Raw genomic sequence first — 15,347 nt, 5'->3', positions numbered from 1 at the left:
GCCTCATTTTATGGTGTGCAAAATTCTACGCTTGATCAGTCGGGACATTTGACCAGGACTGTGCCATCTCGCCCTGGCTCAGCAAAACGGTCCGCGCCCGGCGCAAGGTTTCGGCACTCTGAACCCTGAAGGAGGGCGGACGCCATGCCTCGCAGGCTCTTCACGACTGCGCCGATCGACTTTGCCCTACAGCAGGCTTCAAAACCGTGCGACGGTGGACGAGGTCTGCTGGGAGATGGTCTGACCGAGGTTACACAGCTCGGTATCTGACCGCGGCCGTCCGAAGGGCTCAATTGGACCGCTGCGGAGGCGACGGGTTCAGAGCCCGGTCCCGCTCTACCCGCGCTTCCGTCGGCGACCGGCCCGTCCAGCGCCGGAAGGCGTGGGTGAAAGCGGTGGCCTCCCGGAACCCCAGCAACCAAGCGATGCGCGAGATCGAGAGACGCGTGTCCCGAAGGTAGCGCAGGGCGGGTCCCGCCGCATCTCTTCCAACACGCTCTCGAAGCGTAAGCGTCGTTCTCAGGCCACGGCTTTGAGGGGCTGCGGAGCGTAGGCCCAGGGCAGCAGGTCGTCGATATTGCTCTGCGGGTGTCCGGCGACGATGCGGGTGATGACGTCGGCGAGGTAGGCCTGCGGCTCGACCCCGTTCAGCTTGCAGGTCTCGACCAGCGAGGCGACGATCGCCCAGTGCGTGGCCCCACCGTCCGAGCCGGCAAACAGCGCGTTCTTCCGCGTCAAAGCCAGCGGCCGGATCGCCCGCTCGACCACGTTGTTGTCGATGTCGATGCGACCGTCGTCGAGGAAGTGGGACAGGCCGGCCCAGCGACCGAGCGCGTAGCGGATCGCCTCGGCGAGCTTGCTCTTCTGGCTGATCCGTCCGAGCTTGGCGGTAAGCCACGGCTCCAGCGCCACCACGACCGGCCGGCTGCGGTCCTGACGCACGGCCCGCCGCTCGTCGGGCGGGCGGGCGCGGATCTCTCCCTCGACCCGGTAGAGTTCGGCGATGCGGGCGAGCGCCTCGGTCGCGATCGGCGCCGGGCCGGCCTTGGCCAGTTCGTAGAACCGGCGGCGCACGTGCGCCCAGCAGAAGGCCAAGCTTACGGCGTTGCGCGCAGCCAGGATCTTGTAGCCCGCGTAGCCGTCGACCTGCAGCATGCCCTTGAAGCCGGCGAGGTGACGGATCGGATGTTCGGCCTTGCGGTCGGGCGCGTACAGGTAGGCCACGCCGGGCGGGTCGAGGCCGCCCCAGGGCCGGTCGTCGCGGGCGTAGGCGAACAGCTGCCCGGTCTTGGTCTGCCCGCGGCCCGGATCGAGCACCGGTGCCGTGGTCTCGTCGGCAAACAGCCGGTCCGACGCCTTCGGCCGCTCGAACAGCCGCGCGTGGACCGGCCGCAGCAGGAAGGCCGCCTTGCCCACCCAATCGGCCAGCGTCGAACGGTCGAGGTTCACGCCCTGGCGGGCGTCGATCTGCGCCTGTCGGTAAAGCGGCAGGTGGTCGGCGTACTTGGACACCAGCACGTGCGCCACGCTCGCCTCGGTCGGGATTCCGCCCTCGACGAGGCGGGCGGGTGCGGGGGCCTGCACGATCACGTCCTCGCACGCCCGGCAGGCATATTTCGGTCGCCGGGTGACGAGGACGCGGAACTGGGCCGGCACGATGTCGAGGCACTCGGCGACGTCCTCGCCGATGACGTGGAGGTCGCCGCGGCAACACGGGCAGGTGCGCTCGTCGAGGTCGATCACCCGCTCGACGCGCGGCAGGTGGGCCGGCAGGGTGCCGCGGTTGGCGCGACGCCTGCGGGTGCGGGCCGCGCGGGCCGATGCATCGGCGGCGTCGGTCTCGGCGAGGTCCTCCGCCTCGATCTGCTCGGCTTCCTCCAGGCCCAGGAGCAGTTGATCGACGGGCAGGCTCTCGGCGCGCCGGCCGAAGCGGTGACGCTGCAACTCCCTGATGATCTGGTGAAGCCGATCGATCTCGGCCTCGCGCGCCGCCACCATCGCCTTCAGGGCGGCGGGATCGTCGGGTAGGCGCGCGCTCGGTTCGCTCACGGAGCCGATTTGAGCATGGATCACAAGGCTTTGCTAGCGTGATCGGCCTCCCGGATCAGCCCACGGCGACCGGAACGCGCGTTGGCCGGGCCGCGTGCACGCGCCGCCAGTCGAGCCCTTCCAGAAGGGCCTGCCGTTGCGCCGCCGTCAGCCGCACCACCCCGTCGGTGACGGCCGGCCAGCAGAACGTCCCGTCCTCCAGCCGCTTCGACAGCAGGCATACGCCGGTGCCGTCGAAGTAGACGAGCTTCACCCGGTCGGCGCGCCGCGCCCGGAAGACGTAGACCGTCCCGCTGAACGGGTCGGCGCCCAGGCTCTCGCGTACCAGCGCCGCCAAGTCATCCGCGCCCTTGCGGAAGTCCACCGGCTTCGTGGCCACCATGACACGGACCGCGCCCGCTGGCCCGATCACGCGCCGCCCTTCAGCGCGCCGATCACCGCCGCGATGGTGGCGGGCGAAGCGCCGTCGCCGATCCGCACCGTGACACCACCCGCCTCCACCTCGATCCCCGCCGCACGGCGGCGCGGTGAGGATCGTCTGGTGCGCCGGCGTGGCGGCTCCGCCCGGGCAGGATCCACCACCACGGGCTCGGGTACGGTCACCGCCGGCACGAAGGCCGGCAGCGCGGCGGCTGCCTGGCGGGCCTCGCGCCTCCACGTAAACAGCTGCTGCGGGCTCAGCCCGTGGCGGCGCGCCACCACCGACACCACTGCCCCCGGTACGAGCGTCTCCTCCAGGATCCGCGCTCGGTCGTTGGCGCTCCACCGCCTGCGGCCGGCCGCGCCGTCGATCACCTCGAAGCGCCAGACGGTACTCTCCGGCTCAAGTCTACGGTCAAGTCCAGACACAAAACGATCCTCTCAAGCAGATCGTCAAATTGCCCAGTCAGATCGTCCCGCAGAAGATGGGGGCGGAACACCGCTTACCATCCAGCACGAAGGCGGCGTGAGCCGTCCGAGAGACCCGCCAGCCCACGATCCTGCGGGCGAAGGCGTCGATCACGAACGCCACGTAGACGAAGCCGCTCCAAGTGGCGACGTAGGTGAAGTCGCTGGCCCACAAGACGTTTGGGCGTGGCGCCTTGAACTGGCGGTTCACCCGGTCGAGCGGACAGGGGGCCGCCGGATCGGGGATGGTCGTGCGGATCTTCCTGCCCCGCACGATGCCCTCCAGCCCCATGGCCCGCATCAGCCGGGCGAGCGTGCAACGGGCCACCACGATCCCTTCCCGGCCGAGCTGACGCCAGACCTTCCGAACGCCATAGACGTGGAAGTTTTCCTCGAACACGCGACGGATCTCGACCATCAGCGCCGCGTCCGAGCAGGCCCGGGCCGGCAGCTTGCTGGGATCGGCCCGCCGCGCAGCATGGGCATGATCGGTCGATGGGGCGATCGGCAGCACGCGGCAGATCGGCCTCATCCTGAGGCTCTCGAAGGACGACCCCGTAGGTCTCACGGTGATCGTCGATGAAGGCGATCATGTCCGCGACCGGCGGTCGAACTCCGCCAGCGCAAAATACGCCGAGGCCTTCCTCAGGATCTCGTCGGCCTGCCGGAGTTCACGGTTCTCGCGCTCCAGGGCCTTGATCCGTAAGCGCTCGTCCGTCGTCGGCCCGGCCCGCCGGCCCTGGTCCCGCTCGACCTGGCGTACCCAGTTCCGCAGCGTCTCGCCCGAGCAGCCGATCTTGGACGCGATCGACTGGATCGCCCCGTATTGCGAGCCGTGCTCGCCCTGGTGATCGAACACCATCCGCACCGCGCGCTCGCGGACTTCAGGCGAAAAGGGTGTGCTTCGCTTCGTCATGGCTCCATCCTCTCAAGAGTTGGAGCCTCCGGGAGACCCGGTGCGGTTCACCGCTCAGATCCTGCTCGCCCAGGCAAGGCTTACAGCCCGGGCTTCCATTTGCGGTGGGAAGGACACCGGCCGTGCCGAGGCTGGCGAAGCTGATCTTGCCGTGCGTCCAGGCCGACTGGGACACGAAGTTACAGGCAAGGAAACCCCTCAGCTGGCCGATCCCATTGCCGCCGCCAAAGGCTGAACCCTCGGTTTGACGAGTTCCTGCGCGGCCTCGGTGGAGCGAATTACCGACAGACGTTCCGCTTCTGCCGACAAACTTCCCGCACGCGCACAATCAGTTCTTCACGATCACTTTCGTGCCGACCTTCACCCGGTCGTAGAGATCGACCACGTCCTTGTTGGTCATGCGGATGCAGCCTGATGACACCGCCGCGCCCATCGTCTCGGGCTCGTTCGAGCCGTGGATGCGGTAGAGCGTGGAGCCGAGATACATCGCCCGAGCGCCGAGCGGGTTGTCCTGGCCGCCGGCCATGTAGCGCGGCAGGTCCGGGCGGCGGGCGAGCATCTGGGCCGGCGGGCGCCACGCCGGCCATTCCTTCTTGCCCGTGACCGTCTTGGTGCCCGACCACGAGAAGCCCTGGCGCCCGACGCCGACGCCGTAGCGGATCGCCTCGCCGCCGCCGAGCACGTAGTAGAGCCGGCGCTGGCTCGTGGAGATCACGATCGTGCCGGGCTTCTCCTTGCCGGCATAGGCCACCGTGTCACGCGGGATGGCCTGCGTCTTGAACACGTTGATGAAGTCGGCCAGCGGCCCGCTGTCGAGCGGGTTGGCGCGGGCCGGTACGAGGGCGGCCGCCGCGAGGGCGCCACCGAGGGCAAGCGTTGCGGCGAGGCGCGGCAGCGCGGAACGGTTCGGCCAGGATCGGGTCGGCAAGACGGATATCCTCCGCGAAGGGGCCGCGCCGCGCGGGTGGCGGCAGCAGGTGGGTCGAGCGCTTTAGGGCTGGCCGTCACGGCAGGAGGAAGGCAAGGGTGTGGGTTCTCGGCAACGCCTGCGCCGAAACGTCGGGGGCGTCCGGAGCGCCGTGCGGCCCGGCACATCGGCTCAATGCCGACCATGCTCCGCTGGATGAAAATCCCGGAGGCTGTTCCGGAGGACCGGCCAGAATGCCGCAGTCGATTGCGCGGGAGCGTTTCATCCACCACAATCATGTCATCGTGATCATCATGACTCGCCTTGCCTCGACGGGCCTTGCCGCGGTGGCCCCTGCCTGCCGACCGGCCCGCATCGTTCTGTCCACGCTGGTCGGGCTGCTGAGCCTGCTCGTCGTCATCGGACTGCCGACCGAAGGCTCCGCCCTCGGTGGGATCCCGCAGGCCCGCGGTGCGGTGACGTTCGAGCAACGCCCCGACACGGATCCGCTCGCCAGCGTGCGGGTCGGCCACGCCGTACTCGATCTCGACGAGGTCGCGAACTTCGGGCGCGTGAGCGCGATCATGCCGGGCCTCGACCGCGCGCGGACATCGTCCCTTCCCCGCCCCATCTCGGATCGAAACACAGCCGCCGCCGAGCGCGGTCAGCCCGAGCGCCCGCCTCGGGTCTGACAGATGCGTCGTCCCGGTCGTATGGGCGTTGCCAGGAGTTTGAGCGATGGCGCGGCGCCGATCCGCGCCGTCGTCGGATTGCCAAACTTCGCGCCCAGGATGCATCCCGACCACGTTTGGCTGTCCCGCACAGTCGATCCCCGATGCCTCTGGCATCCTCGTCCAGGGCCTTCGATCCCCGATCGTCGCGGCGGCCCGGTGATTGCAACGGCGCGCGAGACCGATCCGGTCTCCCCCGTCATCCGTGACGCGCGGTGACGCTCTCCATCCCGGAGACCGCCGGCCGCGTCACGGCATCGGCTCGAAGGCCATCACCGGCCTTCGGACAGACGTCGATGCGAAGACAAATGCCGAGAGCATCGTAGGAGTAACCCCATCGTGACGCCGTCTCCCCAGTCGCCCGGCAGCAATCCCGGCCCTGCCAAGGCCGGAAGCCGCCGCTCCCGCTGGTCCCTGCCGGCCTCTCTTCTCGTCGGTGCCGTCCTCGTCGCCGTCTCGGCCTGCAACGAGCAGAAGGCGGCGGCACCTGTGCCGCTGCCGCCGCCCGAGGTCAGCGTCGTGACCGTGCGTCCGCAACCGATCCCCTACGTCCGCGACCTGCCCGGCCGCGTCGCGCCGATGCGCATCGCCGAGGTGCGCTCGCGGGTCTCGGGTCTGGTGATCCGGCGCCTGTTCGAGCAGGGCAGCCATGTCAACGAGGGCGACGTCCTCTACAAGATCGACCCGGCCCCCTATCAGGTCGACCTCGCCAGCGCCGAGGCGACTTTGGCCAACCGCGAGGCCGCCCTTGTGCTGGCCAACCAGCAGGCCGACCGCCTGGAGACCCTGCTCGCCCGCAACACCGCGAGCCAGGCGCAGTACGACACGGCGTTTGCCGCCAAGAAACAGGCCGAGGCCGAAGTCGCCGGCGCCAAGGCGGCCCGCGACCGGGCGCGGCTCAACCTGTCCTGGACCGAGGTGCGCGCGCCGATCTCCGGTCGCATCGGCCGGGCGCTGCTCACCGAGGGCACGCTGATCGAGTCCGGCATCACCGGCGTGCTCGCCACGATCCAGCAGCTCGACCCGATCTACGTCGACATCACCCAGTCCGTGGGCGAGCTGAACAAGCTGCGCCGCGACATCGCCTCGGGCGAACTCGCCAAGCTCGCCGCCGACACCGCCAACGTTCACCTCATCATGGACGACGGCACGCTCTACGGCTCGGCCGGGCGCCTGCTGTTCTCCGACGTCACCGCCGACCCGAGCACGGGCCAGGTGACGCTGCGGGTGCAGTTCCCCAACCCGCACAACGAGCTGTTTCCCGGAATGTATGTCCGCGCCCGGATCAAGCAGGGCATCGACTCGGACGCCATCGCCGTGCCGCAGCAGGCGATCCAGCGCACCAGTGACGGCAAGCCCGAGGTCTGGGTGGTCAAGCCCGATGGCAAGGTCATGCTTCAGCCGGTCGAGGTCGGCCCCGTGGTCGGCGGCCACTGGCTGATCCGCGAGGGCCTGGAGGGCGGCGAGAAGGTCGTCGTCGAAGGCTTCCAGAAGATCTCCCCGGGCATCCAGGTGAAGACCGTCCCGTGGAAGACGGAGACCTCTGCCGACGAGGGCAAGCCGATCGACACCGACAGTCACGACACCGACGGCAAGGAGACGAACGAGAAGAGTTCGTCCGCGGCCGATCCGGCCGCCCAACCCGTCGCCCAGTTCGCCGACTGATTTTTCCCAGCATCGCGCGGCTGGCGGACGTCCCGCCGGCCCGATGACATAGGACATCAACGCGCCTCATGGCTCGCTTCTTCATCGACCGGCCGGTCTTCGCCTGGGTCGTCGCCCTGTTCATTTTGCTGGGCGGCGCGCTCTCGATCCCGCAACTGCCGATCGCCCAGTACCCGATCATCGCGCCCCCCGCGATCGCGCTCTCGACCTCCTATCCCGGCGCCTCGGTGGAGAACCTCTACACCGGCACGACGCGCCTCATCGAGGACGAGCTCAACGGCGCGGCCAACATCCTGAGCTTCGAATCGGCCTCCGATTCGTTCGGCGTGGTCGAGATCACCGCCAGTTTCCAGCCCGGCACCGATCCCGGCTACGCCGGCGTCGAGGTGCAGAACCGCTTGAAGCGCGTCGAGGCACGCCTGCCGGCCGAAGTGCGCCAGCAGGGCATCCTCGTGGAGGAAGCGTCGGCCGCGACGCTGAACATCATCACGCTCGTTTCCACCGACGGGAAAACCGACGAGGTGGGGCTGGGCGACTTCCTGATCCGCAACGTCATCAACGAGATCCGCCGCATCCCCGGCGTCGGCCGCGCCACCCTCTACTCGACCGAGCGGGCGCTGCGGATCTGGATCGACCCGGACAAGCTGCGCGGCCTCTCCCTCAACGCCGCCGACGTGACCAAGGCGATCGGCCGGCAGAACGTGCAGATCGCTTCGGGTGCCGTCGGCGCGCAGCCCTCGCCCGAGCGCCACGCCGTCAACTTCCCCATCATCGTCAAGGGGCAGATGACCGAGCCGGAGGCGTTCGGCGCCATCGTGCTGCGTGCCAATCCCGACGGCTCCAACGTGCGCCTGCGCGACGTCGCCCGGATCGAACTCGGCGGCGACGACTACAAGTTCACCACCCGCCTCAACGGCGGCCCGGCGGCGGGCATCTCCGTGACGCTGGCGCCCGACGGCAACGCCATCGAGACGGCCAAGGCGATCCGCGCCAAGATGGTGGAGCTGTCGCAGTTCTTCCCCGATACGGTGAAGTGGGACATCCCCTACGACATCACGCCCGCGGTCGATGCCTCGATCCAGAAGGTGCTGCACACGCTGGTCGAGGCGGTGGTGCTCGTCTTCATCGTGATGTTCCTGTTCCTCCAGAACATCCGCTACACCCTCATTCCGACCATCGTCGTGCCGATCGCCCTGTTCGGCACCTGCACCGTCATGCTGCTCGCGGGCTTCTCCGTGAACGTGCTGACCATGTTCGGCATGGTGCTGGCCATCGGCATCCTCGTCGACGACGCCATCGTCGTGGTCGAGAACGTCGAGCGCATCATGAACGAGGAGGGGCTGCCGCCGAAGGAGGCGACCCGGAAGGCGATGAGCCAGATCACGGGGGCGATCATCGGCATCACCCTGGTGCTGGTGGCCGTGTTCATCCCGATGGCGTTCTTCCCCGGCTCGGTCGGCATCATCTACCGGCAGTTCTCGATCGCGATGGTGACCTCCATCGCCTTCTCGGCCCTGCTCGCCCTCTCGCTGACCCCGGCGCTCTGCGCCACGATGCTGAAGCCGATCGAGAAGGGGCACGGCCACGCCAAGGGCGGCGTGTTCGGCTGGTTCAACCGGTTCGTCGACCGAGAGACCGCCCGCTACGGCCGCGGCGTGGCGTGGTTCATCCGCAAGTCCGGCCGGGTGATGCTGATCTACCTCGTGCTGGTGGCGGGGGTGGCCTACGCCTTCATGCGCCTGCCCGAGGGCTTCCTGCCGCTCGAGGATCAGGGCTTCTTCACCGTCGATATCCAGACCCCGCCGGGCTCCTCCTTCAACCGCACGGAAGCGGCGGTGAAGAAGGTCGAGGATTATCTCCTGGCCCAGCCGGGCGTGGCGACGGTCACCGTCATCAACGGCTTCTCCTTCTCCGGTCAGGGGCAGATGACGAGCCAGGCCTTCGTGACGCTCAAGCCCTGGGGCGAGCGCGACGCGGAGAACTCCGCCGCCAAGCTGGTCGAGGGGACCAACAAGGCGCTCGGGGGCTACAAGGATGCCGTGATCCAGGCGCTGGAGCCGCCGCCGATCGACAACCTCGGCAACGCCTCGGGCTTCTCGTTCCGCCTGCAGGACCGGGCGCAGAAGGGCTACTCGGCGCTGATGGCGGCCCAGGAGCAACTGCTCTCGCTCGCCCGCAAGAGCCCCGTGCTCACAAAAGTCTATGTCGAGGGCCTGCCGCCCGCGCCCGAGGCCGAACTCATCATCGACCGCGAGAAGGCGGCCGCACTCGGCGTCGATTTCGAGGACATCAACAACACGATCCAGGTCAATCTCGGCTCGGTCTACGTCAACGACTTCCCCAACCGCGGCAAGATGCAGCGCGTGATCGTGCAGTCCGAAGATCTTCAGCGCCTGCACGCGTCGGACCTGCTGAACTACTCGGTCAAGAACGCGCAGGGGACGATGGTGCCGATGTCCTCCTTCGCCGACCTGAAATGGGGCGTCGGCCCGGCCCAGATCATCGGCTTCAACGGCTACCAGTCGGTGCGCATTACCGGCGATCCGGCTCCCGGCTACACGTCCGGCGACACCATCAAGGAGATGGAGCGACTGATGACCTTCCTGCCGAAGGGCTTCGGCTATGCCTGGACCGGCCAGTCGCTCCAGGAGAAGGAGGCCGGCAGCCAAGCCTCGTTGCTGCTGGCGCTGTCGGTGCTCATCGTGTTCCTGTGTCTGGCCGCGCTCTACGAGAGCTGGTCGATCCCGATCTCGGTGCTGCTCGTGATCCCGCTCGGCGTCATCGGCTCGGTGGCGGCGGTGTATCTGCGCGGCATGCCCAACGACGTCTACTTCAAGATCGGGCTCATCACGATCATCGGCCTATCGGCCAAGAACGCGATCCTGATCGTGGAGTTCGCGCGTGATCTGTGGAAGCCCGGCACCAACATCGTCCAGGCGACGATCCAGGCGGCGACGCTGCGCTTCCGCCCGATCGTGATGACCTCGCTCGCCTTCATCTTCGGCGTGGTGCCGCTGGCCATCGCCACCGGCGCCTCGTCGAAGAGCCAGCAGGCGATCGGCACCGGCGTGATGGGCGGCATGATCTCGGCCACCGTGCTCGCGGTGTTCTTCGTGCCGGTGTTCTTCGTGGTGGTGATGCGCCTGTTCAAGCGCAAGGAGGTCGCCGCCGGCGAGAACGCGGAGGCCGCGCCTGCTCCGGCTCATCATGGGCACTCGGTGCCGGCGGAGTAGCGGATGGGAGGGGCGGCGCGCGTGCTTCGAGGCACGCGCGCCGCGTGCACCTCAGCATGAGGAGCGTGGTGGATACCATCTCCGTTGAGCTGGGGGCGTGCATCCGACAGGCTGGCGGACAGATTATCTGCCGCTGGAGCAATCCTTGACCGCGTTCGTCTACATGCTGCGGTGTGCCGATGGCAGTTACTATGTCGGCTCAGCCCGCGGCGAATCCCTCGATAGGCGGCTGGCGGAGCATCAGGCCGGAACGCATGCTGGCTACACCGATCACCGCAGACCGGTGACGCTGGTCTACGCCGAGTGGTTCGACCGCATCACCGATGCCATCGCGATGGAGCGGCGGATCAAGGGCTGGAGTCGCGCCAAGAAGGAAGCGCTCATCACCGAGGATTGGGACAGGGTGCAGTTCCCGGCGAAGCGCCCGTCTGCGAGGGTCAGTCTCTCCCACCCGTCCCCCTCATCCTGAGGTGCCGCGAAGCGGCCTCGAAGGATTCCTCCGATACGCGACGGGATGGGCTCCCTCTCAGCGCTTCATCAGCCGCCGCGCGCCATATCCGGCGGCGGCCCACAGAAACGCCGAGACCGTCCGCACCGGAAAGAACGTCGGCAGGTCGGCGGCGACGGGGGCCGGCCAGGGCAGGCCGATCCGCGTCACGAGCCACGCGAACAGCACCGAGACTCCCAGCGCGGCGATGGCCGCGATGAAGACCTTGCCGAACTGATCCGCCTTCCAGCCGAGGAACACGGCGATCAGGATCAGGAGGGGATCGAATCCGGCGAGAATCCAGACCGAGAACGAATAGACCGGGACGACGGGGGCGGCGTTCACGCCCACCACGCCTTCGGCAGGCTGATCCGCCCGGCCGCCTTCTCGATGGTCTGCGCGGCGGCAAACAGCGTCTCTTCGTCGAACGGCCGCCCGATGAGCTGGAGGCCGAGCGGCAGCCCCTGCGCGTCGAGGCCGGCCGGCACCGCGATGCCGGGCAGGCCGGCCATGTTCACCGTCACCGTGAAGACGTCGTTGAGGTACATCTCGACCGGATCAGCCGAGGCCATCTCGCCGATGCCGAATGCCGCCGACGGGGTTGCGGGTGTGAGGATCGCATCGACGCCGGAGGCGTAGGCCGCCTCGAAGTCGCGCTTGATCAGCGTGCGGATCTTTTGGGCCCGGACGTAGTAGGCGTCGTAGTAGCCGGCCGACAGGACGTAGGTACCGATCATGATGCGCCGCTTCACCTCGCGGCCGAAGCCGGCGGCACGGGTGTTCTCGTACATCCCGGCGATGTCCTTGCCGGGCACGCGCAGGCCGTAGCGGACGCCGTCGTAGCGGGCGAGGTTCGAGGAGGCCTCGGCCGGCGCCACGATGTAGTAGGCCGGCAGCGCGTATTGCGTATGCGGCAGCGAGATGTCCTTGATCGTCGCGCCGGCCTCCCTCAGCCAGTCCGCGCCCTGGTCCCAGAGCCGCTGGATCTCGGCGGGCATGCCCTCGACCCGGTATTCCCGCGGGATGCCGATGGTGAGGCCCTTCACGCCGCGGGAGATGGCGGCCTCGAAGTCGGGCACCGGCCTATCGACCGACGTCGTGTCGCGCGGGTCGTGTCCGGCCATGGAGCCGAGCAGGATCGCGCAATCCTGCACCGTGCGGGCGATCGGGCCGGCCTGATCGAGCGAGGAGGCGTAGGCGATGATGCCCCAGCGCGAGCAGCGGCCGTAGGTCGGCTTGATGCCCACCGTGCCGGTGAAGGCGGCGGGCTGACGGATCGAGCCGCCGGTATCGGTCGCGGTGGCACCGAGGCACAGATGGGCGGCGACCGCCGCCGCCGAACCGCCCGACGAGCCGCCGGGCACCAGCGGGGCGTCCGAGCCCTGGCGGCGCCAGGGGGAGATCGTCTTGCCGTAGGCGCTGGTCTCGTTGGACGAGCCCATGGCGAATTCGTCGAGGTTGAGCTTGCCCAGCATCACCGCGCCGTCGCGCCAGAGCTGGGACGAGACGTTCGACTCGTAATGCGGCTCGAACCTTTCGAGGATCTTCGAGCCCGCGGTGGTGTGGACGCCCTGCGTCGCGAACAGGTCCTTGATGCCGAGCGGCAGGCCCTCGAGCGGCCGGGCCTCGCCCTTGGCGATCTTCTGGTCGGAGACCTCGGCCATCTTCAGCGCCCGATCGGGCGTCGCGACGATGTAGGCGTTGAGCGCCTTTGCCCGGTCGATGGCGTCGAGATGCGCCTGCGCGATCTCGCGGGCCGAAAAATCTTTGGCTTTCAGCCCGTCGCGAGCCTCGGCCAGGGTGAGTTCGTTGAGTGCCGTCATGCCCGTTCCAAGTGTCTGCCAGGTATCCGCACCAAGCCCGCGGGCGCGTGGCGTCTCGCAGGTGGCAGAAAAGCCGCTCCGTCGCGTCCCAGGGGACTACTCGACAACCTTCGGCACGAGAAAATAGTTATCCTCGGTCTCGGGGGCGTTGGCGACGATGTCGCTCGCCCGCCCGCCGTCGTTCACCACGTCGGCGCGCTTCTTCATGCGCATCGGGGTGACGGAGGTCATCGGCTCGACGCCGTCCACATCCACCGCGCCGAGTTGCTCGACGAAGGCGAGGATCGCGTTGAGTTCCCCCTTCAGCGGGCCGACTTCCTCGTCGGTCACCGCGATGCGGGCCAGATGCGCGATGCGCCGTACCGTTTTCTCGTCGACCGACATGCCGCCCGTGTCGCCTCGTCTGCCGTGAGCACGGGTTGAAAACCTCGCGCCGGGATCAGCCGGGCTATAGCACCCGCCTTCGCGCAGGGGCAACGCTCCGCGCCGGGTCGATGGCAGAGAGGGCCTCGGAGCCCGTGGACTCGATCGAACAGGCGGCTCAGACGATGACGTGGCCGCGCGTCACCGGCATGTCCACGGTGATTCCGGGGCGGCGGAAACGGTCGGCGTTATAGGCCCCGACGCAAAGGATCTCGAAGGCGAGCGCCAGCATCAGCACATGCCGCCGCATGAGGCCGCCGGATCGGGCGGAGGCTTGAGGGGTCGGCGTCGGCGTGAGGGGCACGGGGCGGTTCCGGCGTCGTTAACGAAACCTTAACACCGCTTTTCGCTTTCCGGTCCATCCGCGGAGGGCCGACCATCCGCCATGGTTAATCTGTGCGGTGGACAAGTCCGCGCGGGCGGGCGTAAGCCCCTCCTACATCGGGATACGGCGAGGACGGGGCATGTGGGACAGCGTCTTCCGGGAACTGCGTCCGGGGCTGATCTCCAGCGAGGCGGATCTCGCCCGCGCCGAGGCCGAACTCGGGTTCCCGCTCCCTCAGAGCTACCGCAACTTCGCGCAGAGCTGCGGCGCCGGTCGGATCGGCGGGCATCTGCGCATCTTCACCCCGGTTCCGGTGGAGGCGGCGGATCTCGGTTCGCGAGCGCACCTGATCTCGCACGGCGTGGCGCTCGCCCTCGACGGCCTGCACGACGAGGACAGCGACGAGCCGCACCGCTTCACCATCGAGGGGGATGCCGATGCCGGGCTGATGGAGCGGGCCTGCTTCTTCGGGCAGACCGAGCGGGGCGACTTCCTGTTCTTCGACGTGACGCCGGGCTTTCCCGAATATGACATCTGGGTGCTGTGCGCTGATCTGGAGACCGTGCATTTCGGCGGTGCCGACCTGCCGACCTTCCTGCGCGGGCTCCAAGGCCTCGAGATCCTGCACATCCTCGGCGACGGGGAAGGTCCGCTGCCCGCGACCTTCGCGGGCGACGACGCGGCGGCCCTGGAACAGCTCGGAGCGATGGATTCGTGAACCGGGCGGAGATGGCGGCCTTCGCCGAAGCCTCGGCCGGCGCGCCGCGCCTGATCGGGCTCGACCTCGGCACCAAGACCATCGGGATCGCCCTGTCCGATGTCGGCCGGCAGATCGCCTCGCCGCTGGAGACGATCCGGCGGGTGAAGTTCACGCCCGACGTGGCGCGGATCGTGACACTGTGCGCAACGCACGCCGTCGGCGGCCTCGTGATCGGCCTGCCGCTCAACATGGACGGCTCCGAAGGCCCCCGTGCCCAATCGAGCCGGAGCTTTGCCCGCAACCTCAAGCCGCTGTTGCCGCTGCCGGTCCTGTTCTTCGACGAGCGCCTCTCCACCGCCGCCGTCACCCGCACGCTTCTCGAAGCCGACGCCTCGCGGGCGCGGCGCGGCGAACTCGTGGATAAGCTCGCTGCCGCCTACATCCTCCAGAGCTGCCTCGACGTGATGGGCGGGATGTTTTCGGGCGCGGCCGAGGAGGCGGACGGGTTTTAACCCCGCGTCACCCGCGCCACGATCGCCTCCCGCTCCCGGCGCGTCGCTGACAGCCGCTCGCGGGCGGCCGCGAGAATCTCCGGACCGGCGGTTTCAGGCCGGCCCGCATCGAAGGGCGGAGCCGGAGCGTATTCCTGATGGAGCTGGATCGCCTTCGCGGTGTCCACATCGGTGAGTTCGGCGGCGAGCATCAGGCCGAAATCGATGCCCGCGGTCACGCCGCCGCCGGTCATCAGGTTGCCGTCGCGCACCACACGTCCCTGGGTCGGGATCGCCCCGAAGGAGCTAAGCAGATCGTGGGCCGCCCAGTGCGTGGTGGCCCGCTTGCCCCGCAGAAGGCCTGCCGCGCCGAGCACCAGGGCGCCGGTGCAGACGGAGGTGACGTAGCGTGCGTTCGCCGCCTGACGGCGCAGGAAGTCGAGGGTTTCGGCATCCTCCATCAGCGGGTTCACCCCCGCGCCGCCGGGCACGCAGATCACGTCGAGGGCCGGGCATTCGGCGAAGGTGAGCGTCGGCGTCAGCACGAGGCCGGTGGCGCTTGCGATCGGTCCCAACGCCTTCGCGACGAGATGGACGCGGGCGCCCGGCACCATGGCCAGCACCTCGTAGGGGCCGGTGAGGTCGAGCTGCTGCACCTGGGGAAAGACGAGGAATCCGATTTCGATCGTCATGGCCGCGAATCCGGGTC

The 15,347-nt window shown here is 68.5% G+C and carries 16 protein-coding genes, 1 pseudogene and 1 other annotated feature; of the genes and pseudogenes, 6 read left to right on the top strand and 11 right to left on the bottom strand.

Going from position 1 to position 15,347, the window contains the following annotated elements; translation table 11 throughout:
* Positions 1-289: 289 nt before the first annotated feature.
* The 6 genes and pseudogenes from Y590_RS27370 to Y590_RS15775 form a co-directional block, all read right to left on the bottom strand.
* A complete protein-coding gene (locus Y590_RS27370; RefSeq protein WP_286161759.1) occupies positions 290-418 on the bottom strand; it encodes a hypothetical protein in 129 nt (42 codons plus the stop codon).
* A 101-nt stretch (positions 419-519) separates the two neighbouring features.
* Positions 520-1,998 carry an IS66 family transposase gene (tnpC, locus tag Y590_RS15800; protein WP_144440064.1) on the bottom strand — a complete coding sequence of 493 codons (1,479 nt, stop codon included), beginning with the start codon at positions 1,996-1,998 and terminating at the stop codon, positions 520-522.
* 106 nt (positions 1,999-2,104) lie between these two features.
* Positions 2,105-2,431 carry an IS66 family insertion sequence element accessory protein TnpB gene (tnpB, locus tag Y590_RS15795; RefSeq protein ID WP_083530872.1) on the bottom strand — a complete coding sequence of 109 codons (327 nt, stop codon included), beginning with the start codon at positions 2,429-2,431 and terminating at the stop codon, positions 2,105-2,107.
* Positions 2,432-2,457: 26 nt separating this feature from the next.
* On the bottom strand, positions 2,458-2,898 hold the full coding sequence (tnpA, locus tag Y590_RS15790) for an IS66-like element accessory protein TnpA (RefSeq protein WP_060770694.1): 441 nt from the start codon (positions 2,896-2,898) through the stop codon (positions 2,458-2,460).
* Positions 2,899-2,977: 79 nt separating this feature from the next.
* Positions 2,978-3,853 (bottom strand): annotated as a pseudogene (locus Y590_RS25810) (IS3 family transposase); the annotation flags it as partial.
* Positions 3,434-3,572: a sequence feature (AL1L pseudoknot), on the bottom strand. (Overlaps the previous pseudogene by 139 nt.)
* 328 nt (positions 3,854-4,181) lie before the next feature.
* The gene (locus tag Y590_RS15775; RefSeq protein ID WP_060770692.1) at positions 4,182-4,781 is read right to left on the bottom strand and encodes a L,D-transpeptidase; all 600 of its coding nucleotides are present in this window, start codon (positions 4,779-4,781) and stop codon (positions 4,182-4,184) included.
* A 98-nt stretch (positions 4,782-4,879) separates the two neighbouring features.
* Between Y590_RS15775 and Y590_RS15770 the strand changes: the two genes are divergently transcribed.
* From Y590_RS15770 to Y590_RS15755, 4 genes are all read left to right on the top strand, one after another.
* Positions 4,880-5,452, top strand: coding sequence for a hypothetical protein (locus Y590_RS15770; protein ID WP_286161758.1), 573 nt, complete (start codon positions 4,880-4,882; stop codon positions 5,450-5,452).
* A gap of 378 nt (positions 5,453-5,830) precedes the next feature.
* Positions 5,831-7,156, top strand: coding sequence for an efflux RND transporter periplasmic adaptor subunit (locus tag Y590_RS15765; protein ID WP_060770690.1), 1,326 nt, complete (start codon positions 5,831-5,833; stop codon positions 7,154-7,156).
* Positions 7,157-7,224: 68 nt separating this feature from the next.
* On the top strand, positions 7,225-10,389 hold the full coding sequence (locus Y590_RS15760; protein WP_060770689.1) for a multidrug efflux RND transporter permease subunit: 3,165 nt from the start codon (positions 7,225-7,227) through the stop codon (positions 10,387-10,389).
* Between the two features lie 145 nt (positions 10,390-10,534).
* The gene (locus tag Y590_RS15755; RefSeq protein ID WP_060770688.1) at positions 10,535-10,858 is read left to right on the top strand and encodes a GIY-YIG nuclease family protein; all 324 of its coding nucleotides are present in this window, start codon (positions 10,535-10,537) and stop codon (positions 10,856-10,858) included.
* A gap of 57 nt (positions 10,859-10,915) precedes the next feature.
* Here Y590_RS15755 and Y590_RS15750 read toward each other — a convergent pair whose 3' ends face one another.
* The 4 genes from Y590_RS15750 to Y590_RS15735 form a co-directional block, all read right to left on the bottom strand.
* A complete protein-coding gene (locus Y590_RS15750; RefSeq protein ID WP_060772316.1) occupies positions 10,916-11,221 on the bottom strand; it encodes a hypothetical protein in 306 nt (101 codons plus the stop codon).
* Positions 11,218-12,699, bottom strand: a complete 1,482-nt coding sequence (gatA, locus tag Y590_RS15745) for an Asp-tRNA(Asn)/Glu-tRNA(Gln) amidotransferase subunit GatA (protein WP_060770687.1) — start codon at positions 12,697-12,699, stop codon at positions 11,218-11,220. Before gatA ends, Y590_RS15750 begins: the two co-directional genes overlap by 4 nt.
* A gap of 96 nt (positions 12,700-12,795) precedes the next feature.
* On the bottom strand, positions 12,796-13,083 hold the full coding sequence (gatC, locus tag Y590_RS15740; RefSeq protein ID WP_060770686.1) for an Asp-tRNA(Asn)/Glu-tRNA(Gln) amidotransferase subunit GatC: 288 nt from the start codon (positions 13,081-13,083) through the stop codon (positions 12,796-12,798).
* A 157-nt stretch (positions 13,084-13,240) separates the two neighbouring features.
* Complete coding sequence (locus Y590_RS15735; RefSeq protein ID WP_060770685.1) at positions 13,241-13,426, bottom strand: hypothetical protein; 186 nt, start codon at positions 13,424-13,426, stop codon at positions 13,241-13,243.
* Positions 13,427-13,586: 160 nt separating this feature from the next.
* Here Y590_RS15735 and Y590_RS15730 point away from each other — a divergent pair, with 160 nt between their 5' ends.
* Together Y590_RS15730 and ruvX are read left to right on the top strand one after the other, a co-directional pair.
* Entirely contained in the window at positions 13,587-14,165 is a 579-nt protein-coding gene (locus Y590_RS15730; protein WP_060770684.1) for an SMI1/KNR4 family protein, read from the top strand.
* Entirely contained in the window at positions 14,162-14,659 is a 498-nt protein-coding gene (gene ruvX, locus Y590_RS15725; RefSeq protein ID WP_060770683.1) for a Holliday junction resolvase RuvX, read from the top strand. The genes Y590_RS15730 and ruvX overlap by 4 nt, the downstream gene beginning before the upstream one ends.
* Here the strand turns inward: ruvX and Y590_RS15720 are convergent.
* Positions 14,656-15,330: a DJ-1/PfpI family protein gene (locus Y590_RS15720; RefSeq protein ID WP_060770682.1), complete on the bottom strand. Its 675-nt coding sequence runs from the start codon at positions 15,328-15,330 to the stop codon at positions 14,656-14,658. The two genes, ruvX and Y590_RS15720, sit on opposite strands and share 4 nt — an antisense overlap.
* Positions 15,331-15,347: the final 17 nt, after the last annotated feature.

The organism is Methylobacterium sp. AMS5 (genome assembly GCF_001542815.1).
Lineage (GTDB): Bacteria > Pseudomonadota > Alphaproteobacteria > Rhizobiales > Beijerinckiaceae > Methylobacterium.
Note: the sequence above shows the minus strand (reverse complement) of the source record. Positions and strands in the feature narration are given on the sequence as shown.